Source organism: Streptomyces sp. 142MFCol3.1 (assembly GCF_000424945.1).
Lineage (GTDB): Bacteria > Actinomycetota > Actinomycetes > Streptomycetales > Streptomycetaceae > Streptomyces > Streptomyces siamensis.
Genome location: NZ_AUKV01000049.1, coordinates 1 through 22,724, shown reverse-complemented (window position 1 = coordinate 22,724; position 22,724 = coordinate 1). Strand labels below are relative to the sequence as shown.

Here is a 22,724-nt window from a genome sequence, read left to right as displayed (position 1 = left end):
ATCGTGTGATCGGAGCACTTTCCGGCGTGCGTACGCTGGACCTCCACGGTCGGCGGTCATGGAGTGTGCGGTCCGTGATGAGGCATCCGATCGGCACCGTAGAGTGGTGCCTGGACGTCAGCCGGGCAATGAGGAGGCAGTTGTTGAAAGAACGCGGGCGTGGTCCCGACTTCATCGAGGCGCTGGCCCGCGGACTGAACGTGATCAAGGCGTTCGACGCGTCGGCACCGGTGATGTCGATGTCAGAGCTGGCCGCGTCCACCGGTCTGGCCCGGCCGACCGTACGCCGGATCCTGCTCACCCTTGAGGAGCTGGGCTACATCCGGTCTCGTGGGCAGGGCTTCTCGCTGACGCCCCGCGTGGTCGAACTCGGCATGTCATACGTGCACTCCATGGGGCTCTGGGAGATCGCCAGGCCCCACATGGAGGAGCTGGTCGCCAAGACGGGGGAGTCGTCCTCGATCGCGCAGCTCGACGGGTCCGACATCATGTATGTGTCCCGTGTGGCCGTCCCCAAGATCGTGGCGCTCCGCGTCGTCATCGGAACCCGATTCCCGGCCGCGGCGACCTCCCTGGGGAAGGTCCTCCTCGCATACCTCCCGCCCGCCGAGGTGGAGTCGTTGCTCGCCGAGCCCTCTCGCGCCGGTGTCGTGGCGCGGCGGACCCCGCCGCTGCCGGATCTTCTGGCCGAGCTGGAGCAGATCCGGGCCCAGGGCTGGGCCATCACGGACCAGGACCTGGCGGCCGGTATCCGGTCCGTTGCCGCGCCGCTCCGCGACGCCAGCGGGGCCGTCATCGCCGCGCTGAACGTGAACGCACACGCTGCCGAGACCTCCCTCGACGTGCTGAGGGGCCGTCACCTGCCGCATCTGCTCGCGACCGCGAAGGCGATCAGCGCCGACTTCGCAGTTCGCGAGGCGGTCCCGGAGTCGGACATCGCCTGAGCTTGACTCTGTCGGGGATCTTGGAATTGCCGAGGTCAACTGCCCAGGGTTCGCCAGGACTTCGGCCGGGGGATCTCGCGCTGGTCGAGGTAGTTCTGGAAGGCAGTCGACTGGCGGGGCGTGAGTGTTTCCTCGGCCGGCGTCCGTCCGCTGAGGCGCTCGATGTTGACGGCGATGGCGGTCAGGACGTGCCGGATGTGGGCCTTTTTCTGTCCTCGGTAGCGGCAGCGTCGCATGCCGTGTCCGTGGGCGAACTCGATGACGGTTCCCTCAACTCCGGAGCGCGCCGCGATCGCCCTGCCCACCACCTCGTGGTGGGCAGCCGCCCCCACCGCGGCGGCGAACCGCCGACCGGCCTCCTCGCGCCCGGTGACTGAGGCCGATCATGATCTGGTGCAGGGCCTGGATACGGGGACCGGACGTGCGGTCTGTCCCGTGCCGGTAGAGGCGTTCCAGGAGCCGGAAGGCGTCGTTTCCGGTGGCAAGGATCCTGGTCTTGGGCTTGGTGGGGTTCTTGCCCAGCCGGACCACTCGGCCGTAGCGGCGCCCCCAGTCCTCATCGACCAGCTCGTCCAGCAGGTGAGGGAAAGTGCCGACGACCTCTTCCAGTGCGGCGCGGACCGCCTCTGTGATCAGCTCCAGAGGGGTCAGGTCACGCACCGCGGCCAGGACATGGGTGGAGTCGGTGCGCTGCGTGGTGCGCTCGCGCACCAGGCCGGCCTCCTTGAGGCGAGCCAGTGCGAGGTCGAGGAGGCGGTCAGCACGGTCCCCCTCGGCGAGACGGTCGCGGAAGTCGGCCAGCACACTGTGATGGAAGCCGGGGTCGTCCAGCTCCATGGCCATCGCGTACTTGAAGTCGATGCGACAGCAAACCGCCTCGGCGGCCTGCCGGTCAGACAGGCCGAGCAGGAACTGCAGCACACAGACGGTGGCCAGTTGAGCAGGCGAAAGACCCGGACGCCCGTCCCGCGGGTACCCGTTGGCGAAGTCCTCGTCGCACCACAGCCCATCCAGCCGGTCGCGCACCCATATCGCCGTCGTGCCGCCCGGGTTGCTCGCCCGCGCGTCCTGCACAGTCAGAGGCGGGACCTGCTCACCGGAACGCGGGCGGAGGGACAACAGGCACCTCGACAACTACTGCATCGGTCAACGGAACTACCCGAGCACGCCCGTTGACCATGCTGCCGCACCGCGAAACTCCAAGATCCCCGACAGAGTCAAGCTAGATGTGGAGCAGTCTCTGATCTCCCGGTACTGCCTCAGTGCGTGCCGAAGTTCGTCGGACTGTGCATCGGAGTTCTGGTCCTGCCAGCCGGCGCGAAGGAGACGCCGTCGTTCCGCGAGGGCGTTCACGAGCTGTGCGGTGGCTTCGTCATAGGCGCTCTCGGCCTCTTCCAGCGCCTCGAGTGGGGTGTCGGCGAAGGTGTTGAGGGCGTGCCGGAGGCGCTGGACGATCTTGTCCTGTTCGTCCGACGGGAGCAGCGGCTCCGGGGTCGGGCTGCGGCGTCCGGCCAGGCCCGGAGTCTGGCCGGCGGACTGCCGGGCGCGTGTCTGGTCGTACATCACCGGGGGCCGCTTCCGTTCCGCCTGAAGGCGTCCTTGGTCTTCTCGACGGCCTGTTTCAGGCTTCTGGAGACGCGGTCGTTCCTGCCTCGGCGTTGCAGTCGCCTGTTGCGGGTGACCCGGCCGAGCTCTTCCGTGATCCTGCCCTTCATCGTCTGCGCTTGGTTCCTGATGCTCCGTGCAACGATCATGGTCGGCCTAGCTGTTGTCCGGTGGGTGGGTTCTCGCGGGCACTGGGAGGCGGAATGGCGGAGTGCTTCGCCGTGTGTTCCGGAATTGCATGGTCCGGCACCGTGCGGCCTTTCCGCGTCCGGCGACGGTCCGTGTCAACGCGGTGGCCACGCGATCCGGCCCGCCTCGTTACGGCCGGGGCGGTGGCGCATATGGCTGCATCCTCGCCGTCGGCCGGTCGGGCCGTCCGGTGTCGCCGTCGTGCGATGTGAAGGGGGCGTCGACCTGTTCCGCCGTCATGAGAGCGGTCGCGGTCGACTGCGGGGCGGTGCTCGCGCTCGCGGCGGCCATCAGCCGGGCGGCCGAAGGGGCGCTGGTCTCCGGGGGAATCACCAGGAGGTCCCAGCGGCCCGACGTTCCGGACAGCAGCAGGATCTTGTGCGGGTCCAGCTCCGAGGTGAACCAACCGACCTTCACCAGATGGCCGTTGACGAAAATTCGTTGCGGGATGATCGGCCAGTAGCGGGGGTTGACGGCGATACGGGTGATCCGTCCCCACAGCGGGTCCAGTACGTCGGCCAGCCCGGGGAGTTCGTGGCTCAGGTCACGGGAGCGGGGCCACCAGGCGCCGTCCAGCTCGACCTGTTCCGGGGAGGGGCTCACGGTTTTGAGGGCGAGGCGTGCGGTCGGGGCCCTGAAGGGCACGGCGCGCGGCGAGGGATGGTCGGTGATCGCGGACATCGTGCGAACCCGTCTCCGAACCCCTGCGCGTGAACAGTTGCCCGGTGCCGTTGCTCACCAGGAGCGACACCGGTATCGGGGCCGGTGCGCGAAGTGCTCCCGATGAGTTGAGGCTACTCCCCGAAGCGGCCGAACGGACCGCTCTCGGAGATACCCTCACTTCCGGCGACCGTCTTTGCCCGACGAGCGGCTGGTCTCCAGCCAGGACCGCGCCGGTTCTGCCGCGCTAGTCGTCGCCGACGCTCGAAGCCGTTGACCGGTCCTCCTCGTCCTCGCCCCGTCTGTCGCTGGCACCCGTCGGTTCCGCACCGGCCCTGCTGGACGGCGCCAGGTGGCCCCGCTGCCGTGATCTCGGGGCGGAATTCCCCTCCCTGACCGACACGATCAATCCCCCCCCGGGCCGGTCGTCCCGCGCAAGGTACCCGTCGCTGGGCACTCGGTGAACGTGGGCTGGTTCTTGTCCGAGCGGGACCCGCACGAACTGCTGCCGCTCTCCTACCGCATGGGCCGCTAGAACCTCTTGGCGGCCCCGCCGCAGCCACTCCCGTCACAGCCGCCTGGCTGATGGCCGCCGCGAGCGCCCCACTGGGTGCGTCGACCGCGAGTTGTTGATGGAGGAGGCGGCGCGCCTGCGGATGGGGTCCGAGACCGACCGGGCCGTGGAAGCGGTCTGGGACTCCGAAGGAGGACACGAAGCCCGCGAGTCGGCCGGCAAGCCCACGGATCCCGGCCGTCACCGCCCCGCTGCCGCATCAGCCGACGGGGAGGTCAGAACCGTGGAGACGTTCGTGACCGTGGTCCGGATCCTGGCGATGATCGCGCTCGGGGTGCTCCTCATCCACCTGCTCAACTCCCCGCACAACGATCGCGTCGCAGCCTTCCACCACGGCCGCTTCGGAATGCCTGCCCCGGGACCGGCTCTGTCGGTTCCCCGCAGGACGCACGGCCGGATGAGGACGAGCAGCACCGGCGACGCGGGCGGCTCCGCACCCAGCGCCGCACCCGTCAGGGAGCGGGGTGAGCCCATCGCGGTTGCAGGACGAACACCGGATGCCCCGCCGCTATGGCCGCGACGCCGCCTGGGTCTCCTCGCGGGCGTGCGGGTACTTCGCGGTGCGGTGCTGGAAGGCGAGCACCTTGGGGTTTTGGACGACGCCGCGGCGGATCTCGATGGCGTGCCGGATCGTGTCGTCGGTGTCCCAGCCGTCGGGGCCCTGGAGTACGACGTCCAGGTACGGCAGGAGGGCCTCGCTGTTCTCCCAGGTCGCGGAGTTCCACAGGTAGGAGGGGCTGTGGTCCACCCCGTAGTACCTGACGTGGTCGCCGACGGTGAACATCGGATTGGTGAAGGTGGTGGGTCGGGCCCAGTCGAAGCCCATGCCCTCGTCGCAGGAGACGTCGATGACCAGGGTGCCGTGGGCCAGCTTGGGCAGGTCCTCGTCTATCAGGAACATCAGCGGCGCGTCGGTGTCCTGCAGCACGCAGTTGACGATGATGTCGTGCCCGGCGAGGAATTCGGCCAGCGGCAGCGGGCCGTCCTCGGTGAGGGCGACACTGCGTCGCGGGTCGAGGGTGTCGTCGGCTTTGTCGTGGTCGAAGTGGACGATCCGCGCGGAGTGGATGGGGGAGCTGACGGCGGTGACGCCACGCGCGGTGAGCACGTCGACGTCGTGCACGCCCAGGGCGCTGAGTGCGGTCACTGCGCCGCGGGCGGTCGCGCCGAAGCCGATGACGACGGCGCGCTGGCGCCGCCCGTAGTCGCCTGTCACGCCGGTCAGCTGCATGGCGTGCAGGACCGAGGAGTACCCGGCCAGCTCGTTGTTCTTGTGGAAGACGTGCAGGTTGAAGGCGCCGCTGCGGGTCCAGTGGTTCATCGCTTCGAAGGCGATCAAAGTCAGCCGCCGGTCGATGGCGGTCTGGGTGAGCCTCTCGTCCTGGACACAGTGCGGCCAGCCCCACAAGACCTGACCCTCGCGCAGTTCCGCCAGGTCTTCGTGGAGCGGTTTGGCCAGCAGGATGACATCGCAGCCGGCGATGAGTTCCTCGCGTGGGCGGAAGCCCGCGACGAGCGGGGCGAGCTGGCTGTCTGGGACGCCGAAATGCTCTCCGTAGTTTTCCTGGAGGTAGATGCGCTTGCGGAGACCGGCGTCGATGCGGTCGAAATGAGCGGGGTGAACGGGCAGACGATGCTCGTTTTCCTTGCGGGTCTGCGACATGATTCCGAGCGTGAGCTGTTGCAAAATGCCCCTTTGGTTGCTCCCTGTTTAGCACACCGGGGCAGTCCCGCGGCCGGTCGTGACCGGCGGGGCCAGGGGCGGGAGCCGGGTCCGGGCGACATACGCCTGGCCCTGTGCCCTTCCGGGCGGCGGCATCGGTCTCTGCGGCGATCGGGTCGCCCGGTGCTGGTCAGCTCTGTCGGATGCGGCCTCGGTCGACGCTCGCGCGGGCCTGAAGACGCTGCGGCCCGAGGAAATACCGGAACGAAATCGCTTTTCACCCCCGGACTTGGAGATCGCCTCGGCACGTTGACTCGCCATGAAGCCGTACACGTTTCAGCAGGGCAAAGGCTTGTGGAAAGCCGGACGTACGCCGTCCTTGCTCGCCGCCTACGTCACCGTCGATCTCGGCCGCATTCCAGAGCTCGCCGAGCTCTCTGCCTGGGACGCGGCATCCGGTTGCCCGCTCCCTGCTCCAGCTCCGTCTCGCGCGAGCGCTGGCGGCGCAAGGCGATCGGCATTGAACGCTTCGGGCTCTCACCGCATCCGAACATCTCCTGGACGCATCGTCGGGGGACCCCGCGCCTTCGTGGTGCGCCTGGATGTCCACCGCTGACCTGGCAGTCGACTCGGGACAGGCCCTTCTCGACCTGGGAGACACCCGCCAGGCCCGCCAGCTCATCCGCGAGGGCCAAGACCTGCTGCCGCCCAGCCGTGACAAGACGCGCGGCGTCTTCCTCACTTACCAGGCCCGGAGTCACCTCGAACTGCGAGAACCTGAACGCGCGGCCGCGGCTGCCCTGCAAGCCCTCCAAGTGGCCCGCTGCATCGGCGCCCCGTGGTGCGTCAGCCTGGTGCGCGAACTCGTGCCGTCCTTCAAGACATTCCCCAATGCCCAGGGCGTCGGTTACTGCTGGATCAGGCTGCCGCGTAATCTGCTCGAGGCTTGGCGCAAGTGCCACAGCGACTGTCGGGGCTTGACCCCGGATCTTGGACACCCTAGGTACTTGGATCTTGAGTCCAGGAGGACGGTTGTCCCGTGGTCATGAAGCACTATCCGCCGGAGTTCAAGGCGGACGTGGTCGCGTTGTACGAGTCGCGGCCGGAAGCGACGATCAGGTCGGTCGCCGCTGTTCCGGGGGGGAACCCGGAGACGTTGTGGAACGGGGTGCGGGCGGCCGGAGCGAGCCGGCCGCGGGGACGCCTGGCGGAGGTGCCCGCCGAGCCGCCCATGCCGCTGGAGGCGGAGAATGCGGCCCTGCGCAAGAAGGTCGCGATTTGGAGGAGGAGCACGAGATCCTGCGCAAGGCGCCTCGCAGCGGCCACGCCGGAGCGCCTGCTGGAAACCGCCACCGCATGGACCCACACGGAGGACGGTGGCGGGCAGGACCCAGGGCTCTTGGCCGACTTCCTGGAACGCCTCGGCGAACTCGCCCGCGACGCCGGGCCGCGACGACGCCTGTACTGCGGCATGTCCCTGTAGGGAACCGCACATCGGGAACAAAGCCAGCGGCATCAGTATCGCCGCGGTGCTCAGGGACTCGACACCTCGTGATCACCTGGATGTGCCGAAGCTCGGTAGTTGTCACCGACGGCACCGCATAGGCTGCGCAGAAACCAGGTCGAAGCAGCCGGACTGTCACCGGAGAGGCGCTGGAGTTGTCACACATAGCCGATCACTGGTCTTCCTGTCACCGGGGCGCAGTGTGACTCGCGACGACCTCATCGCCATGCTCCGCGAACAGACCCCGGCATGCGGACCTGCACGTAGCGCCTTGATCGCGGGGGCTGACTTCGTCGTCTGGGACGGCCTGGTGCCGGCCAACCGGCACGCGGGCGTCTTCCGGCGTCGAATGCACCACTCTTTGAAGCGTGGACACACAATCGATGGCCTGGCCGACAGCGTCGACATCCTTCTGCGAGCCGGGGAAGAGCCGCTTCGTACCGGATCCATCGACGCGGTGGACAGGTCGTCCTGGTTCCTGATCTTCCTGAACTCCACAGCGACAATTGTGGTGGCCTGCTGCGGCGGGCGCCGACCCACCACCATGGAGTCGGCCGACACCCCCGAGTGACAACAATCCTGCCTTTGTGTCAACTACCGTGCCATGGCTCACCGGAGCCGGCGGCTGCCTCCGTTCGATCCTGGTCGACGAACTCAACAACCACACCGGCTATCTGAACCAGTATCAACCCGGACAGATCCTCTGAACGACGCCGCCCTGCGTCGGTGCCAGCCAGAACCAGGCCGCTCAGGCCTCTGACGGCTCCTGCTAGCGCCGATCACCCGTCCCGGCGTCAAAATTTCCCCCTGGGCCGGAAGACCGGCCCGCAGATGCCCGTACTGGCGACCATATTGTTTGTACGCACTTCTTTGGGCGCCAGTGCACCGGCGTTTCGTGGCTCCACTGGGTACCAAGTTGATCTGGTTCCACCGGTATGACAAGACAGTTCAGGCGGGGTTCCGGCTGGTCTGTGCAGCGCGTCCTGCTCGTGATCGAATAGGGGATGACTTCGTTCTGGACTGGTAAGCGGGTACGTCTGCGCGGTATCGAGCCTGAGGACTGGACGGCGTTCATGGGCTTCGCCGTCGACGAGGAGCGGTTGGGAGACCTGCTGCATCCGCCTCGGTCTGCCGAGGGGTTCCGCGCCTGGACGAAGGAACAGGCCGTTGCCAAGTCCGACGGCGACTGTTTCAGCTTGGCTATCGAAGCCTTGGACACGGGGCAGATCGTCGGGGCTGTCGGCCCGCACCAGGCAGATCCGCATGCGGGGCGGTTCGAGTACGGCATCACGATGGATGCGGGGCACCGACGTAAGGGCTACGCGGCAGAAGCCGTGGTCATGCTGCTGCGATTCATGTTCGCGGAGCGGCGGTACCACAAGTGTGAGGCGCGGATCTTCGGGCACAACGAGGCATCGCTGGCATTGCATCGCCGTCTCGGTTTCGCCGAGGAGGGGCGTCTACGCGATCACGTGTTCTTCGCCGGCCGACACCATGATCTGGTCGTGATGGGCGTACTCGCTGACGAGTTCGCGCGACTGCACTCGATGCGCGAATTTGCGTGAATGCCGGGGCCACCGCAGCGGAGTGAGGTTGCTTCAACCCGCTCGGCGACGAGCCCAGGTTGGAGTGGATGAGTTGGGCCGTCCGCAAGGCGGATGCAGGGTGTCTCCCGTCGATCACGGTCATGTCGGAGGCCGTGTTGCTTGATCATGATCGTGCCGGGAGGCCGGGATGGGTTTGTCGCGGACGGAGCTGTTCGCTGCGGTCCGGAGGGACAAGTGTCTCGATCCGGAGTTGTCGCAGCGGGCTCTGGCAGAGAAGTGCGGAGTGCATCGTCGGACGGTGCGGTGCCCTTCTGTCTGCTGTCCCGCCGCCCCGGAAGAAGCCAACAGCGCGGGCCACAGTCCTCGATCCGGCCAAGCCGTGGATCGACGACATGCTGCGGGAAGACGCGAGTGCGCCGCGCAAGCAGTAGCGCACCGTGCGTGGGTCCATCAGCGAGTTCGTGATGGCCTGCTGCCAGACTCTCCGGATGGCCAGGTCGTCGCCGGTCTTGGCCAGGTGTCGGTAGTGCGGGTGCGGCGGCGCTTGACGGCTCAGGCGCTGGCCTTGCGGTCGGGGATCGTGCTGGAGTGTGCCGAGGGGCACTCGATTATGGAGGTGTCACGCCGGCTGGGGGTGATTGTGGGTATGGTCCGTACCTGCCGGCGCTGCTTTATCGAAGGCAAGCGCGGCGTTCACTGCTTTGTCCGGGCCTTTGAGCGCGGCATCTGGTCCTGGCTTGACGACTGGAACGGACACCCCAGAGCGTTCATCTGGACGAAGATCGCCGACGAGGTTCTCGACACCGTCGCCGCCTGCTGCCGACGAATCTCCGACTCAAGTCACTGGTGCTCCAGTTGTAGGTCGCGGTTTTGCCGGCTGAGGTTGCAGGGAGCGGGGGCATCCCGGTACCCCGTGTGGCTGGGGGGTTGTTGCGCGACGTTGAAGATGTGCAGGGAGGCGACGTGGTCGCTGTCGATAAGGCAGCGTAAAACAACCCCGGCGGCCGCCAGGCCGCCGGGGTTGTGGTGAACACGGTGTCGGTCTCGTGGTCACGGCGTCGCGTGCGTTTTGGTGGCGGCAGGACAGTCGTGGTGGTGGGCCTGGGGTCCTGCGATATTGAGGATGGGGTCTTCCCCTTCCGGGATTTCGAAGACGAAGAGGACGCCGGAAGAGGTGACCTCGATGGCGCACTGGTTGTCGAAGGTCAGGGGCGAGTAGGGCCGCCAAGCGCAACCAGCGCGGTCGAGAGCGGCGATCAGGTCGGCGTACTTCGGATGGCCAGGGAACGTCTGCCTGTCGGCCAGGGCGGCCGGGAGTTCGATGACATCACGCCAGGTCTGGAGGCAGATCAGGACGACCTTCTGGCAGCGGCAGACGCTCAGCTCAAGGTCGCCGTAGGTGAACAGACGCGGCCATGACCGACGCTTCCCGACGACCACTTCAAAGGGCTCGCCGAGCGCTTCGATGACCGTGTCCCAGTCCGCGCCGTTCGCGACCGGGCCCACCTGCCCCGACCGGGCGAGTTCTGTCAGGACGTCGACTATCTCCATGAGGGTGGAGCCTGTCACCTGCGGTAATGGGCTGTCCAACTGCTTCGTGCGAGGTCAGGCCGCTGCGGCCACGGAGTCCGGCAGCGGCCCGAGGTCACTCGCTCGCGTGTGTCTCGGTGATGGCGAGGCGGGTGGAGGACTCGTCGACGATGCTCTTCTCGTCGGCGAACGCGGCGATGAGGGACTGCAGGGCGATGTTGTTGACCGAGCGGGGCAGGCCGCGGCTGGTGAGGTGGATCAGGTCGACGGCGTCGTCGGAGAACAGCGGGTCCGACCGGCCGGCGATCGTCAGGTGGTGCTTGATGTAGCTGGCGGTCTCCTCCTTCGTCATGGTCGGCATCTGGTAGCTGATCGAGATCCGCTGGTCCAGAGCCGCCAGGACGCCGTGCTTCATCCGTTTCCGCAACGTGGGCTGGCCGATCAGCAACACCGCGAACGGCGTCGTGGAGTCCATGTCGTAGTTGGTGAGCATGCGGATCGCGTCCAGCTCCTGGTGATCCAGGAGGTGCGACTCGTCGATGACGACCGCGGGGGTGCGTCCGCGCTCGTCGACCTCCGCGGCCAGCGCGGCGGACGCCTGAGCTGCGAGAGCGGCGGACTGGTACTTCGGGGTGCCGCCCAGGCTGGTGACGATGCGGTCGTAGAGGCCGCGCATGCCGACCTCGGGGTTGGGCTGGTAGATCACCGTGAAGCGGGCCGGATCCAGCGAGGCGACGGCGCCCTTGAGAGCGACGGTCTTGCCCGCACCGACCTCGCCGGTGACCACGCCGATCGCCTTGTTGTTGATGCACCACGCGATGCGGGCCGCCGCCTCCCTGTGGGAATTGTGCTGGTGGAGCATTGAAGGGGCCAGGTCCCGGCCGAAGGGGACGCGGGTGAATCCGTAGTAGCCCTGGACGCGGTCGATCAAGGAATCCTCCTGGGGCAGGGGCAGAACACCGCCTGGGCGGCGGCCAGTTCGGCCGACTCGTCGGCCGCAGCCCGCTGTCCGAGCCGGACGGCGAGACGGACCGCGCGCAAAGCGGTGCGGACAGCGGGCGTGTCAAGAGCGCCGGCGCCCTGTTCGGCCCGGCGGCAGCAGACCTCTGCCAGGGCCAGGGCCCGGACGGCCATCTCGCGGGGCGTGAGCATGAACAGGTCGGGCTCGGGGTCGAAGTACAGCTCTGCGGCTCGGGTCGGCTTCACCGCTCGGCCCGTGAATCGTTCATCAGGGACGAGTAGTTGATGCCCTTGGCGGTGTTCGCGGTGTGCGCCTCGTCGAGGATCTTGAGGTAGTCGATCCCGGTCGGCGGCGCCGGCTCGGCCGGAGTCTCCGGGCTCGCCTTGGGGTGGGCATGACGGCCGACGTGGTGCGGGAGGGCCTTGCCCACCGTCTTGCCGGAAGCCCTCACCTCGATGTCGGTCAGGTCGAACGGATCAAAGACCAGCTCGATCCTCGCTCCGGCCAATGCCGGGTCGACTCCGTAGGAGTTGCCGTGCAGCGACAACGTCGCGGTCTTGGTCACGGTGCGGAACTCCGACCACAAGAACGCCTCCCGCAGGTCCGCCGTGGAGGGCAGCGGCAGCGGCCTGGGAATCGAAGAAAGCCAGCGTTCGATCGGCGGCTGCCCGGTCTCCGAGTGCACCGTGCGGTGATAGACCGTCTCCACCCAGGCGGTGAACAGCCTGTTCAGCTCGGTGAGATGCTCGATCTGGCCGACGCGTTCCTCGTCGAGTTCAACCAGGAACTGATCCCTGACGGTGCGGAAGAAGCGTTCGATTTTCCCGCGTCCCTGCGGCCGTCCCGGCTTGGAGTGGGTCAGCCGGATCGCCAGCGACGCGCAGGCCCGCAAGAGCCACGTGTCCACGAAGGCACTCCCGTTGTCGACGTAGATCGATTCGGGGACCCCGCGGGCCGACAGGGCCGGCCGCAGAGCGGCGGCGAGGCGGACGGTGTCCTCGGCGAACCCGAACCGGTGTCCCACGATGGCCCTGGAGTGGTCGTCGATGAACGCGAACAAGTACGTCTTGCGCCCGCCGATCTTCGGCCCGTGCAGGGCATCCCCCGTCCACAACTCGTTGCCGCGGGTGGCCTCGAACCGGCCGAAGACACTCCTGTCGCCGCCGGCGCCGGTCAGGCCGGCGTTCACGAAGTGCCGCTGGAGCGTGCGCTCGGTCGGCGACCAGCCCTGCGTGGTCCGCAGGATCCGCTGGATCTGCGCGGCTGTCCGGCCAGGGTTCTCCCGCTTGAGCGCGGCCGCCAGCTCCAGCACCTCCGGCGGCGTCCGGGGAACGGCCTTGCGCGGCTCGGGAACCAGCGCGGCGAACCCGCCGCCGCGGTAGTCCCGCGTCCACCGGTCGATCGTGCCCCTGGACACCTTCACCTGCCGGCCGAACGGATCGGTGTGTTCCTTCTCCGCCAACTCCCGTGCCAGACGGCCTCGTTCGCGGGTCGTCAGGCTGTTGTCCAGCAGGTCCTGGATCAGGGAATAGCGGAACAGACCGACCTGCCGGGCCTTCTCCGCCCGGCGGCGGTCCTCGTCCTCGCTCAATGCCATGCGCGGACTCTCCTCGCATCTCGATCAGCGTCCGCCTCCTCTTTGGGGCGGACACGATCAAGACTTCCGGCTCCTCCGATCACCGCCCAGGGGCGACCCGTGTTGATCAACTAGCTGAAGGAGTGCAGGTCAGCACCCGGCCGTCTATCGCCCTGCCGGCGAAAACCCATCGCGACACCGTGTTCATCTGCGGCCACTTCGTCGCGGCCGCCCGATGGGCGGCCGCGACGACCGAGACGGCATCCGACAAAGGCGTCCGCGTCGGCTCCGGCATCACCGGATCGTCCGCGAGCGCGACCAGGGCGACGGTGAAGTACCGGCGCACATCCTCCGCCCGGCGGCGGAAGCGGCGGATCCAGCCGCGGACCGTGCCGTCCGCCAGCCCCAGGTGAGCGGCGACCTGGCGGTGCCCCATGCCCAGGGCCGCTATCTCCAGCCCGGCCCCGATGACTTCGGCCGCATCCAACCGCCGCGGCCACAGCATCTCCGGCAGCAGCACGTGCGTGACCTGGCAGCCCGAACACCGCGACCGGCGAGGACGTACGAAGAAGCGAGCCCCGAGATCACCACGTACTTCCCGCGGCCGGCCGTGCCCCCACGGCGAGAGAGGCGCCCCACACGACGGACAGGCCAACTCACCCGCCCGCAACTGGCGTTCCACGCAGACGACATCGGTGTCGACGATGAGCACCCCACACCTCCACCTCGTGCACACCGTGTCGTCGTGCACGAAGCAAGATCAGGCTGCCCACCAAGATCAGCACTCATGTCCACCGCGAATGTCGCCAACCCCCGCCTACGTGCTCATGCAGAGAGTCGCCCAACAGGGGGTTCTCTGGACGGGGGTCAGTCCAGGTTTGGCCAGTTCAGGAGGTTTTCCAGGGTGGTGCGGTCACCTTTGCTTTGCAGGTTGTCCAGGGGGAGACGGCCGTGCAGGGTGAGCAGCAGGTTGCTTGCTGATCCGTGGAGGCTGGCGTCCGTTTGGTGGTGGCCTTCGATGAGGTGTGAGCCCGACTCTGTCAGGCCGATCAGCCATGACGGGCCCTGGGTGGTATGCAGGCCGATCCGGACTGGTTCGTGCGGCCAGGGGCCGGCGGTGCCATGGCTGACGCCGATGAACTCGGCGATGCCGTCGAATGCGACAGTCTCCGGGACGGGTTGGGGTGTTCCGGTGGCGAGTTGGGCGTCGAAGGTGTGGACAGCGGCCTCTTGAACCTGGTGACGCGCTACAGCACCGCTCGTCATGGGGATGTCGGAGTCGCCCCACCAGGTCCAGCATCCTTGCGCGGGGCCTGCGGCTTGCAGGGCAGCGATCAGCTCCTCGGTGGCTGCGGCCGAACGGGTCAGCAGGTCGGTCGACAGCGTGTCATCGACCGATGCCAGGGTCGGGGGCTTCTCGCTGGGGCCGGCCGTGACCGCCGCCGCCCAGAATTGGTGGACCTGGGTAACGTGCTCGACGAGTTCGCGGAGTGACCAGTCGGGGCAGCTGGGGACGCGGACGTCCAGATCGAGCGAGTTCGCGACGCTGCTGCGCAGGGCGGCGGAGCGGTCCTGGACCAGGGAGAGCAGGTCGTCGAAGGCAGGTGTCTGGGGCATGCCGGCTTCCTATCACCTGGCACTGACATTGATGCTGATACTCAGGTTGCGGTGGTCGTGGCTCGGGCACTGACTGACGCCCTGCTGGGCTGTCTTCCGGCTGTATTGCCCGGCCGCCGGGACCTGTTCTCATGGCTCCGGTCGGGCGGAACATGACCTGATAGCGCCTCTGTGTGTCAAGCGGCTTGAGCGAGGTGGGCCCGTTGGTCGCGTTTCATGATCCGGTAAACCACGTTGGACAGCCGCCGCTTGAGGGCTCTGCGGGCTTCCGAAGGTGTCTTCCCCTCGCTGATCTTGCGGAGGTAGTAGTCCTGTCCGCGCCCGCCGTCGCGGATCTGGCAGACGGCGATGGTGTGCAGGACCGAGTTCAGCGCGCGGTTGCCGCCGGTGTTGAGGCGGTGGCGGACGTTGTTGCCGCTGGAGGCGTCCAGGGGTGCGCTGCCGGTGTAGCTGGCGAAGTGGTGTTCGGTGGGAAACCGGCTGACGTCCCCGATGTGGCCGATGACCTTTGCGGCCAGCACGGTCCCCAACCCTGGCAGGGTGGTCAGCGTGGTGCGGGTCGCGGCGATGGCCTCGCGCATCTGGGCTTCGTTGTCCTTAACCTGCCGGTCCAGGCGGCGCAGGTCGGCCAGCAGGTCACGGGCCATGTCCCGGCGGCAGTTGTCGGTGGCCGTGACCGGCCGGCTGCCCTTCATCAAGGTGGCAGCCTTATCGGCCGACAAGCCGGCTGGTGCTCCGCCGGGCAGAAGATCGCGCAGGACGGCATGAAGCCGGTTGAGGATGCGGGTGCGCTCGTGCACCAGGCCATCGCGCCGCTCGGTCAGCAGCCGCAGGATGGTCGTCTGGTCTTCCTTGACCACCGGCCGCAGGTCGTGGCGGAAGAGAGCGGCCTGGGCGACGTGGAGAGCGTCCTTGGCATCGGTCTTGCGGTCTCCGCCGGTGGCCAGCAGACGGGCCCGGGCCGACAGGGTGGAGGGCACGTCGACCACGTTCTCGCCTGCGGCGGCCAGCTGCTGGGCGAGCGAGCGGCCCAGGCCGCCAGCGCCCTCGACCGCGAAACGACGGTCGGGCCACTGCTCGCACCAGCGCATCAACTGGCGGAAGATTCCGGCGTTGACGACGAACCGACGCTGAGTCACCTGCTGGCCTGCGGTGTCGACCGCGACGGCGGTGTGGGACGACTTGTGGGGATCGACACCGATCAGGATCACAGGCTGCTGCCCTCGCACTCGATGAGACAGGAAGGGAAGTGCGGTGGGCACCCTGACTTGAAGTCACTGCGTCACCTTCATGCCTCTGTCGAGCCACACCGCGCGGGTGTCGGCCGGCGGCGGCACGCTATCAGCGAGCCAGCCCGAAGGCGGCAAGGAGCACTGCGGGCCCGTGCCGACCGACACCCTGGACGCTACGGCTGCAGACCGAGCATCTGGGTCCGATTCAACAAGTCAGGAGCTTGGTCAGAAGCCCCCTCAATGTCCTGTCTGCGCCACCCGGCCGGTGCCCACCTCCAGTTGGGAAGGCACCATCAGCATGACATCAGAGGTTGCGGGCGACACCGTGGACCAGGACGTGTTCGGCGGGGTCCACTCCCATGCCGACACCATTCACGTCGCGGTGATCAGCGACAGCGGCGGCCACCTCGCGGACGCCGAGTTCGCCACCACCGTCGCCGGATACGCCGCGGCCCTGGCCTTCCTGAACGCCCACGGCCAGGTGACCGCGATCGGTGTGGAAGGCACCTCCTCCTACGGCGCCGGCTTCACCCGCGCCGCCCGCTCGGCGGGCCTTGACGTCGTGGAGGTCAACCGGCCCGACCGGGCCGAACGCCGCCGCATCGGCAAGTCCGACTCCATCGACGCCTACGCCGCAGCCCGCGCCGCGCTGTCCGGACGGGCCTCCAGCGCCCCCAAGGACGACACCGTCGCCGGCATACGCGCCCTGCACAACGCCGCCCGCTCCGCCGTCAAGGCCCGCACCGCCGCCCTGAACCAGATCACCCACCTTCTCTTCACCGCGCCCGAGACCATCCGCGCCAAATACGGTCAGCTCAAAGGGGCGGACCGCACCGACGCCCTGGCCCGGCTGCGACCGACCGGGGACGCCGTCAACGTCGCGGTCCTCACCGCACTGAAGAGTCTCGCCCGGCGCGTCAAGGAGCTGACCGCCGAGCACGAAGAGCTGACCAAGATCCTGGACAGCGAGGTCACCGCCCACAACCCCGGTCTGCGGGCCGCCTACGGAGTCGGCCCCGACACCGCCGCGCGGCTGCTGGTCACGGCTGGAGGCAACCCCGACCGCATGCGAACCGAGGCTTCCTTCGCCGCCCTGTGCGGAGCCGCACCGGTCCCCGCCTCCAGCGGCAGAACCAACCGGCACCGCCTCTCACGCGGCCGTGACCGGGCAGCCAACGCCGCCCTCTACCGCATCGCCCTGGTCCGTATGTCCAGCGACTCCCGCACCCGCGAATACGTTGCCCGGCAGGCCGCCGCGGGCCGGACGAAGAAGGAGATCATCCGGCTCCTGAAGCGGGCCATCGCCCGGGAGATGTTCCGCTGCCTGACCACCACCGTCGCGGTCCCCGGCATCGCCGATCTGCGGTCTCTGCGCCAGTCCAAGAACATCATGCTCACCGCGGCCGCCCGTCACTTCGGGCTCTGGCCGGCCACCATCTCCACCCTCGAACGCGGGATCCGCCGAGACGACGCCCTCGCTCACGCCTACCGCGACTGGCTCCATGCGGCCTGACCGTTCGACGCGAACATTTCACTCATGGACAGTGGCGGCCTGAAGCGCTCTGGCCAGGAAGGTCCAGTCCCCACCTTCCGGGGGTTCCTTCCCGACGTTCTGGTACCAGCCCGGCGAGTCATGCATCCATGCCGCAAGGGCCTCAAGGAAGCGGTCGAGGCTCTGGTTCTCCCATTCGTGTCCCCGACGCAGGTAGTCCTGGCGCAGTTCCCGAACGAAGGAGACCAGTTCGCCGCGGCTGCGGACTTCGTCGTCTGGAGTCAGTGGCATGAAGTGAAAGTACCTTGCGCCTCGTGCATCAGAGCGCTTGACGATCAATAGGAGCATCAGAGCCCGTCGTCTTTCCACCGATCCGGTATTCCAACGGCGTTTTGTGGTCGTGCCGTTGGAGGCGGACTCGGGAAAGGGGTGCGGCCGCTGGTGATCATCCGTGTGTGAAGACAGAAGATCAGACGGTGGCCGCAGGTCACGGCATAGATCCTGGCCGTGGGCAGGAAGCGTTCGAGGCACTGATGGGTCGCATCGCGGGACGGTTCGTGCGGGTGGAACCCCGGCGCCGGGCACGGGCGTTCGTGTTCGGGCTGGTGCCAGGTCTGCCGCGCAGGAACTGCTGGACGCTCGCTGAGCATGCCGGGGACGTGAACCCGCACGGTCTGCAGCACCTGCTGCATCGGCGCATCTCGCTGCCAGCGGTACTCGTGCAGTCCAAACCGCATGACGTCAATCGCCAAAGCCGTCCTGACCCTGGAGCGGCAACGCTGAAGAAGCTCAGTGATGTTCGCATGGGTGTGGATCGGCCCTATCGCGGAGACGACGCGGTTTGGTCTCATGTCATGGTGTGGCGGAGAGAATACGTCAAGGGCTGGTGGCTGATCGTCGGCGCGGCTGTGGCGACGTCGGTGGCGGCGTTCGCCGAATCGGAGCTTCCCGCCGGGGTGGGCGCAGTCTTGGTCGCTGTGGTGGGGGCCACGGCCGGCGTGGCGTCCTGGCGCGGCAGCCGACTGGTGGAGGCACCGACGGAGCGTGAGCGCGGGCTGGTCGTGGCTCCGCGCGGCAGGGTTCCCCGCGTCCGCGATATCAATGATCTGTCAGTCGTACGCGTCCATGGTGCGGGCGGTGATGCGTTCCCCGCGTTCATCCCGAGGGACAAAAGCGGCGAGATCGAATCGGCCCTGGCCTCACATCGTTTCGTCCTGCTGGTCGGGGACTCGACCGCGGGAAAGTCACGTGCGGCGTTCGAGGCGCTGCGTGAGAAATGCCCGAGTCACCGCCTGCTCATCCCAGATCCGGAGAGTGGGGAAAGCCTGGCGGCCGCCTTCGAGACGGCCGAGTCCGTGCAGCCGTCGGTGATCTGGCTGGACGATCTAGAACGCTACCTGATCTCGGGAAGCGCCCTCACCAACCTGATCAGGAACGTGATCGTCGGGAGGCCGGGGGTGCTGGTGGTGGCCACGATCCGCACCCACGAGCGGGCCCGCTTTCGTGGGATCGGGGCATCCCCCGTTCCCGAGGCGGCGGTGTTCGGCCTCGCCCACGAGATACGGCTCGACCGCCGGTGGAGCGCCGCAGAGCTGCGCCGGGCATCCAAACGCACGGAGGACGAGCGCATCGCCCGAGCGATCGATTCATCCGGCACCTACGGAATCGCCGAGTTTCTGGCAGCCGGACCGCGGCTCCTCGCGACCTGGAGGGACGCCCATTCCCCCGAAGGGAATCACTCCCGTGGGGCGGCGCTGGTGGCCGCCGCAGCCGACGCCTTCTGCGCGGGCTGGACCACTTATGTCCCGGTTCCGGTCCTGCGCGACCTCCATGAACACCACCTGCTCGACCTCGGGGGCGCCCGTGCCCGTCCTGAGCCGTGGGAATCCGCTCTGGCCTGGGCGACGAAACCGATCTTCGCCACCAGCAGCCTCCTGCTCCCCAACCACGACTGCACCGGCTACCGGGTTTTCGACTACCTCCCCGAAGCGATCGACTCCGAACGCGGGAACAGCGGGATCGCCCAGCCGATCTGGGACACGCTCATCGTTCACGCCGACGCGGCGACCTGCGTCGACCTGGGCTGGGCCGCCCAGCAACGGACCCAATGGGACGCCGCGACATCCGCCTTCCGCAAGGCGGTCGACAGAGGTGCCCTCATGGGCGCGATCGGCCTGGCGGAGATATCCGGCAACGCAGACCGGCATCCCGAGGCCGTCGACGTCCTCCAAACGGTGCTGCGGTCCGCGCCGCCGGACACCGCTCCTGACGACCTCTTCGAACTCACCCTTCAACTGGCCTGGTGGACGGGGCAGTCCGGGAACCTCAACCGGGCGGTTTCCCTCGCCACCGAAGCATACGAAGGTTTCCTGGAGCTCCACGGAAGGATCCACCCGGCCACGATCCGAGCCAGACGAAACCTGATTCGCTGGACCGGACACACCGGCTCGACTGCCGATGCCCTCGCGATGGCCAGGGAGCTCCTCGATACCGGGCAGACCCTCTGGGGGCCGGAGCACCGTCAAGTGTTGGGTCTGCGATTCGAAGTGGCCTGCTGGGCGGAGGCCGACGGGCCGCAGGCCGCCGAGCGCGCCTGGCGCGAACTCAACAACGATGCCACCCGTCTACTCGGTGACCATCACGCCCTCACCAACGACGCCCGCTGGAACCTGGCCGACTGGGTGAGCCGAAACGGTGACCGAGAGACCGGACTTCGCCTGCAGAGAGAAGTCATCGAGGGCTGCGCGGCCCTCTACGGTGCCGACCACCCGCGTACCCTGACGCGCACCATCCAGCTCGCCGCCTTGCTCGGTCTCGCTGACCGCACTGAAGAGGCCCTGACCACAGCCACGGCCGCCCGCGACGACTGCGCTCGCGTCGTGGGGCAGAACCACGAACTCACCCACTGTGCCGCCTACCAGCTTGCCCTGTGGACCGCTCTCTCCGGAGATACCGCGACCGCACAGGCCGCCTTCACGAGGCTCCTCTCCGTGCTGCCGGACAGCCATCCACTCGCCGAACTATGCATCCGCCAGACAGTTGAAGGCCCGGGCTCAACAACCGACTACTACCTGCCCCCCGACTGGTGACCGCCGCCCGAGACAAAGCGAAGTGTCGGTGGCTACAGACGTGGCTCCACGGACGAACCTCGGAGGTCACTTTCTCCCGTTGTTTCATCCCGGAAAGCGGACTTCATCATGTGATGTCGGGTCGTGTCAGGAGATGGTGATCTCGCCGGTGAGGCGGCGGGCTAACAGGTCCCTGGGTGACCACCGGCATCAAACGCCGGCCCCGCCAAGACCTCACGCCCACCGAGCAGACCGCCAACCGGGCGTTGGCCCGCACCCCCGCTCCTGTCGAGCGCGGTGTCGCCCGCCTGAAGACCTGGCAGATATTCCGTCACGCCCGTTGCAGCCCGAACCGCATGACGTCAATCGCCAAAGTCATCCTCACTCCGGAGCGGCACCACTGAAGAAGCTCAGTGTGCCGTGGGCCATTTCCAGGCCTTGGGTGAGGGCTGTGGGGTCGTGCGGCAGTGTTCGGACGATGTCGATGGTCAGGTGTTTGACGTTGCTCGGGCTCGGGGCGTGTGCGCCGGGTTCTTTGCTTTGGCTTTGCGTCGTGCATGCGGGGAGCAGGGCTGTGGTGCTCAGGGCGAGGAGTGTCACGGGGGCCGTGAGAGCTGCGCGCATGGCTGACACGCTGTCATGCCTGGTGGTGTGGTGGGTGGTTTGCCGGGTGGTGTGCCGGGGGGTTCGCTCTGTTGCAGCAGGGTGGGATGGGGTGCCTGGGACGGTGGGGTGTGGTGTGCGGTTGACCGGTGCGGGGTCTGGCGTGGTGGGGGCGGGCAGGGCCTGGTGGTGGTTTCGGCGCCCTGGTGTTTGGCGTTGTGCGTTGCTGGGGGCGGGGACTGGTCGTCGGGGTGTGTTCGGCCCTGTTGCGCGCTGGGCGGGTCGCGGTGCGTCGCCCCGCCGGGCGGAGGTGGGTTGGGTGGTCGGCGGGGCGACGCGGCAGGCCCTGTGACGGCGTCGTCGTCGTCGGAGCTGGTGGGGCCCCGTGGCCGGCGGCGTCGTCGGAGCTGGTGGGGCCCTGTGACGGCGGCGTCGTCGGAGCTGGTGGGGCCCCGTGGCCGGCGGCGGCGTCGGAGCTGGTGGGGCCCTGTGACGGCGTCGTTGTCGGAGCTGGTGGGGCCCCGTGGCCGGCGGCGTCGTCGGAGCCGGTGGGGGCTGGTTGGCCGGCGGCGTCGTCGGAGCCGGTTGGCCGGTGGCGTCGTCGAGGAGCCGGTGGGGGCTGGTGGGGGCTGGTGGGGGGCTGGTTGGCCGGTGGTATGGGTGGGGGGTTGGTGGGGGGTCGTCGGGTGGTGTGGGGCGGGTGGTGTGTGTTGTGGTCCGGCGTGTGTGTTGTGGTCCGGCGTCGGGTGGGGGGTGGGTCTGCCGCTGTGGTGGTGTGGGGTTTGCGGCTTGGGGGCCGGGCCGGGGGTCTTGTGCCGGGTTGGTTCAGTTGGTGTGGGTGGTGTTGCGTCGGCGTCGTGCGAGGGCCAGTCCGCTGCCTCCGAGGAGGAGGAGGAGTGTGCCGGTGGCGCCGATCAGGGTGAGTGTGCGGTCTGATTGGCCGGTGTCGGCGAGGGAGGGTGATCCGTGGTGGTTGGGGTTGCCTTGGCCGCCGGGGTGTCCGGGGTGTCCGGGGGTGGTGTTGCTTTCGATGCTGACCTGGACGCTCAGGACGAGGTGGGATCTTTCGCCGGTGATCTGGAATTTGTAGAGGCCTTCGCGGATGTTGCGGGGGACGGTGGCGGTGGCGTCGACGATGCCGTTGACGTCGGCGGTCCATCTGCCCAGGGCCACGGAGTCTCCGCCGGTGCCGGTCTGGGGGGTGGTGGCGGGTGGGTGGCCGGCGGTGGTGGGGGTGTGGGGGATGGCTGCGGATCTGCCGAGGGTGCCTGCGGCGATCCGGACGAGGCGTGCGCGGGTTGTTTCGTTGGGCAGGAAGCCGGTGGCGGTGAAGGGGACCACCTGGCCTGGTTGCAGGATGAGGTCGGCGTCCTGGATGGTCAGGGTGGAGGTGGGGGGGTATTGCGCGAAGGCCGGTTGTGCGGTGATCAGTGGAGCTGTGGCGACGAGCCCGGCAGAGACCACCGCCACGGCGAGTTGTCGTACAGAGCGTCTGGTCATGGGGGGAAGGCTCCTTCATAGAACGCTTGGCGAGTGGTGATCGTTGGTGCATTTTTGAGGAGCCGGTGTCCTGGGTGCCTGCCGGGGCCTGGGGTTGTGGCCTCGGGCGGGCTGTCGGGCGTGCCGGTGCCTCGGTTGGTGCTCGCCACCTGTGGTTCGTGTGGAGGGGCTGTGGCGGACACTGCTGTGTCCTGGCAACTGCCTCCGCCGGCACCGGTGGTGGTTGCTCTGTCAGGTTTCGCAAAGAATTCCGCGCTGTGATCCCTGGCCCCTGGCGTGGTCTTCTGAAACCGCTGCACGGGGTGTTCGCCGGGACGGGGTACGCAGATCACCCGGACGGCCCGGGTACGGGGTGGCGGCCGTGTCCGGACCGGCCGGCTGCGGGCCGGGGGACGGGATGGCGGCCGTGTCCGGGCGGGCGGGGTGCGGGCGGTCCGGGTGCGGGTTGGCGGTCGTGCC

The 22,724-nt window shown here is 68.1% G+C and carries 22 protein-coding genes and 3 pseudogenes; 10 read left to right on the top strand and 15 right to left on the bottom strand.

Annotation, left to right across the window (positions count from 1 at the left end; genetic code table 11):
- Positions 1-143: 143 nt before the first annotated feature.
- Positions 144-944 carry an IclR family transcriptional regulator domain-containing protein gene (locus H305_RS0140340; protein WP_107440201.1) on the top strand — a complete coding sequence of 267 codons (801 nt, stop codon included), beginning with the start codon at positions 144-146 and terminating at the stop codon, positions 942-944.
- A gap of 35 nt (positions 945-979) precedes the next feature.
- Here the strand turns inward: H305_RS0140340 and H305_RS55440 are convergent, their stop codons facing one another.
- The 4 genes and pseudogenes from H305_RS55440 to H305_RS48480 form a co-directional block, all read right to left on the bottom strand.
- Positions 980-1,249, bottom strand: coding sequence for a transposase (locus tag H305_RS55440; RefSeq protein WP_234021403.1), 270 nt, complete (start codon positions 1,247-1,249; stop codon positions 980-982).
- Positions 1,215-2,018 (bottom strand): transposase, encoded by an 804-nt coding sequence (locus H305_RS48490; RefSeq protein ID WP_234021402.1) that lies wholly within the window; start codon positions 2,016-2,018, stop codon positions 1,215-1,217. Before H305_RS48490 ends, H305_RS55440 begins: the two co-directional genes overlap by 35 nt.
- A gap of 168 nt (positions 2,019-2,186) precedes the next feature.
- Positions 2,187-2,510, bottom strand: a pseudogene (locus H305_RS48485) (hypothetical protein); the annotation flags it as partial.
- A gap of 357 nt (positions 2,511-2,867) precedes the next feature.
- Positions 2,868-3,419: a DUF5994 family protein gene (locus tag H305_RS48480; RefSeq protein WP_051371500.1), complete on the bottom strand. Its 552-nt coding sequence runs from the start codon at positions 3,417-3,419 to the stop codon at positions 2,868-2,870.
- 281 nt (positions 3,420-3,700) lie between these two features.
- On the opposite strand from H305_RS48480, the gene H305_RS56225 reads away from it, so the two are divergent.
- Positions 3,701-3,862: a DUF5994 family protein gene (locus H305_RS56225; protein ID WP_324608138.1), complete on the top strand. Its 162-nt coding sequence runs from the start codon at positions 3,701-3,703 to the stop codon at positions 3,860-3,862.
- A 618-nt stretch (positions 3,863-4,480) separates the two neighbouring features.
- Here H305_RS56225 and H305_RS0140315 read toward each other — a convergent pair.
- Complete coding sequence (locus tag H305_RS0140315; protein ID WP_028805463.1) at positions 4,481-5,659, bottom strand: N(5)-(carboxyethyl)ornithine synthase; 1,179 nt, start codon at positions 5,657-5,659, stop codon at positions 4,481-4,483.
- Positions 5,660-6,237: 578 nt separating this feature from the next.
- Between H305_RS0140315 and H305_RS49640 the strand changes: the two genes are divergently transcribed.
- The 4 genes from H305_RS49640 to H305_RS0140290 all read left to right on the top strand — a co-directional run bounded on the left by H305_RS49640 (position 6,238) and on the right by H305_RS0140290 (position 8,704).
- Positions 6,238-6,684 carry a hypothetical protein gene (locus H305_RS49640; protein ID WP_028805462.1) on the top strand — a complete coding sequence of 149 codons (447 nt, stop codon included), beginning with the start codon at positions 6,238-6,240 and terminating at the stop codon, positions 6,682-6,684.
- A complete protein-coding gene (locus H305_RS51640) occupies positions 6,681-7,118 on the top strand; it encodes a transposase (RefSeq protein ID WP_234021406.1) in 438 nt (145 codons plus the stop codon). Before H305_RS49640 ends, H305_RS51640 begins: the two co-directional genes overlap by 4 nt.
- 223 nt (positions 7,119-7,341) lie before the next feature.
- Positions 7,342-7,710, top strand: a complete 369-nt coding sequence (locus tag H305_RS0140300) for a hypothetical protein (protein WP_028805461.1) — start codon at positions 7,342-7,344, stop codon at positions 7,708-7,710.
- 433 nt (positions 7,711-8,143) lie between these two features.
- Positions 8,144-8,704, top strand: a complete 561-nt coding sequence (locus H305_RS0140290) for a GNAT family N-acetyltransferase (protein WP_028805460.1) — start codon at positions 8,144-8,146, stop codon at positions 8,702-8,704.
- Between the two features lie 1,032 nt (positions 8,705-9,736).
- Here H305_RS0140290 and H305_RS0140280 read toward each other — a convergent pair.
- From H305_RS0140280 to H305_RS0140250, 7 genes are all read right to left on the bottom strand, one after another.
- Positions 9,737-10,237, bottom strand: a complete 501-nt coding sequence (locus H305_RS0140280) for a hypothetical protein (RefSeq protein WP_028805458.1) — start codon at positions 10,235-10,237, stop codon at positions 9,737-9,739.
- Positions 10,238-10,331: 94 nt separating this feature from the next.
- Positions 10,332-11,147 carry an ExeA family protein gene (locus H305_RS0140275; protein WP_028805457.1) on the bottom strand — a complete coding sequence of 272 codons (816 nt, stop codon included), beginning with the start codon at positions 11,145-11,147 and terminating at the stop codon, positions 10,332-10,334.
- Positions 11,144-11,422 (bottom strand): hypothetical protein, encoded by a 279-nt coding sequence (locus H305_RS0140270; RefSeq protein WP_028805456.1) that lies wholly within the window; start codon positions 11,420-11,422, stop codon positions 11,144-11,146. The genes H305_RS0140275 and H305_RS0140270 overlap by 4 nt, the downstream gene beginning before the upstream one ends.
- Positions 11,419-12,774 (bottom strand): DDE-type integrase/transposase/recombinase, encoded by a 1,356-nt coding sequence (locus H305_RS48465; protein ID WP_037766898.1) that lies wholly within the window; start codon positions 12,772-12,774, stop codon positions 11,419-11,421. The genes H305_RS0140270 and H305_RS48465 overlap by 4 nt, the downstream gene beginning before the upstream one ends.
- Positions 12,775-12,880: 106 nt before the next feature.
- On the bottom strand, positions 12,881-13,435 hold the full coding sequence (locus H305_RS48460) for a DUF6431 domain-containing protein (RefSeq protein ID WP_267880815.1): 555 nt from the start codon (positions 13,433-13,435) through the stop codon (positions 12,881-12,883).
- A gap of 185 nt (positions 13,436-13,620) precedes the next feature.
- The gene (locus H305_RS0140255) at positions 13,621-14,370 is read right to left on the bottom strand and encodes a maleylpyruvate isomerase family mycothiol-dependent enzyme (RefSeq protein ID WP_028805455.1); all 750 of its coding nucleotides are present in this window, start codon (positions 14,368-14,370) and stop codon (positions 13,621-13,623) included.
- Positions 14,371-14,546: 176 nt separating this feature from the next.
- Positions 14,547-15,581 carry an IS110 family transposase gene (locus tag H305_RS0140250; protein ID WP_028805454.1) on the bottom strand — a complete coding sequence of 345 codons (1,035 nt, stop codon included), beginning with the start codon at positions 15,579-15,581 and terminating at the stop codon, positions 14,547-14,549.
- Between the two features lie 319 nt (positions 15,582-15,900).
- Here H305_RS0140250 and H305_RS0140245 point away from each other — a divergent pair, with 319 nt between their 5' ends.
- Positions 15,901-17,115: an IS110 family transposase gene (locus tag H305_RS0140245; RefSeq protein WP_051371498.1), complete on the top strand. Its 1,215-nt coding sequence runs from the start codon at positions 15,901-15,903 to the stop codon at positions 17,113-17,115.
- Between the two features lie 18 nt (positions 17,116-17,133).
- On the opposite strand, the gene H305_RS0140240 is transcribed toward H305_RS0140245, so the two are convergent.
- Complete coding sequence (locus tag H305_RS0140240; protein ID WP_028805452.1) at positions 17,134-17,385, bottom strand: DUF7660 family protein; 252 nt, start codon at positions 17,383-17,385, stop codon at positions 17,134-17,136.
- A 242-nt stretch (positions 17,386-17,627) separates the two neighbouring features.
- On the opposite strand from H305_RS0140240, the pseudogene H305_RS55430 reads away from it, so the two are divergent.
- From H305_RS55430 to H305_RS51630, 3 genes and pseudogenes are all read left to right on the top strand, one after another.
- Positions 17,628-17,793 (top strand): annotated as a pseudogene (locus H305_RS55430) (IS701 family transposase); the annotation flags it as partial.
- A 104-nt stretch (positions 17,794-17,897) separates the two neighbouring features.
- Positions 17,898-20,183, top strand: coding sequence for a tetratricopeptide repeat protein (locus H305_RS56220; protein WP_324608137.1), 2,286 nt, complete (start codon positions 17,898-17,900; stop codon positions 20,181-20,183).
- A gap of 167 nt (positions 20,184-20,350) precedes the next feature.
- Positions 20,351-20,566: pseudogene (locus H305_RS51630) on the top strand (transposase family protein); the annotation flags it as partial.
- On the opposite strand, the gene H305_RS56535 reads toward H305_RS51630, so the two are convergent.
- Both H305_RS56535 and H305_RS55905 read right to left on the bottom strand, forming a co-directional pair.
- Positions 20,544-20,786: a glutaminyl-peptide cyclotransferase gene (locus H305_RS56535; protein WP_107440200.1), complete on the bottom strand. Its 243-nt coding sequence runs from the start codon at positions 20,784-20,786 to the stop codon at positions 20,544-20,546. The pseudogene H305_RS51630 and the gene H305_RS56535 overlap by 23 nt on opposite strands.
- An 804-nt stretch (positions 20,787-21,590) precedes the next feature.
- Entirely contained in the window at positions 21,591-22,265 is a 675-nt protein-coding gene (locus H305_RS55905) for an LPXTG cell wall anchor domain-containing protein (protein WP_158690661.1), read from the bottom strand.
- Between the last annotated feature and the right edge of the window lie 459 nt (positions 22,266-22,724).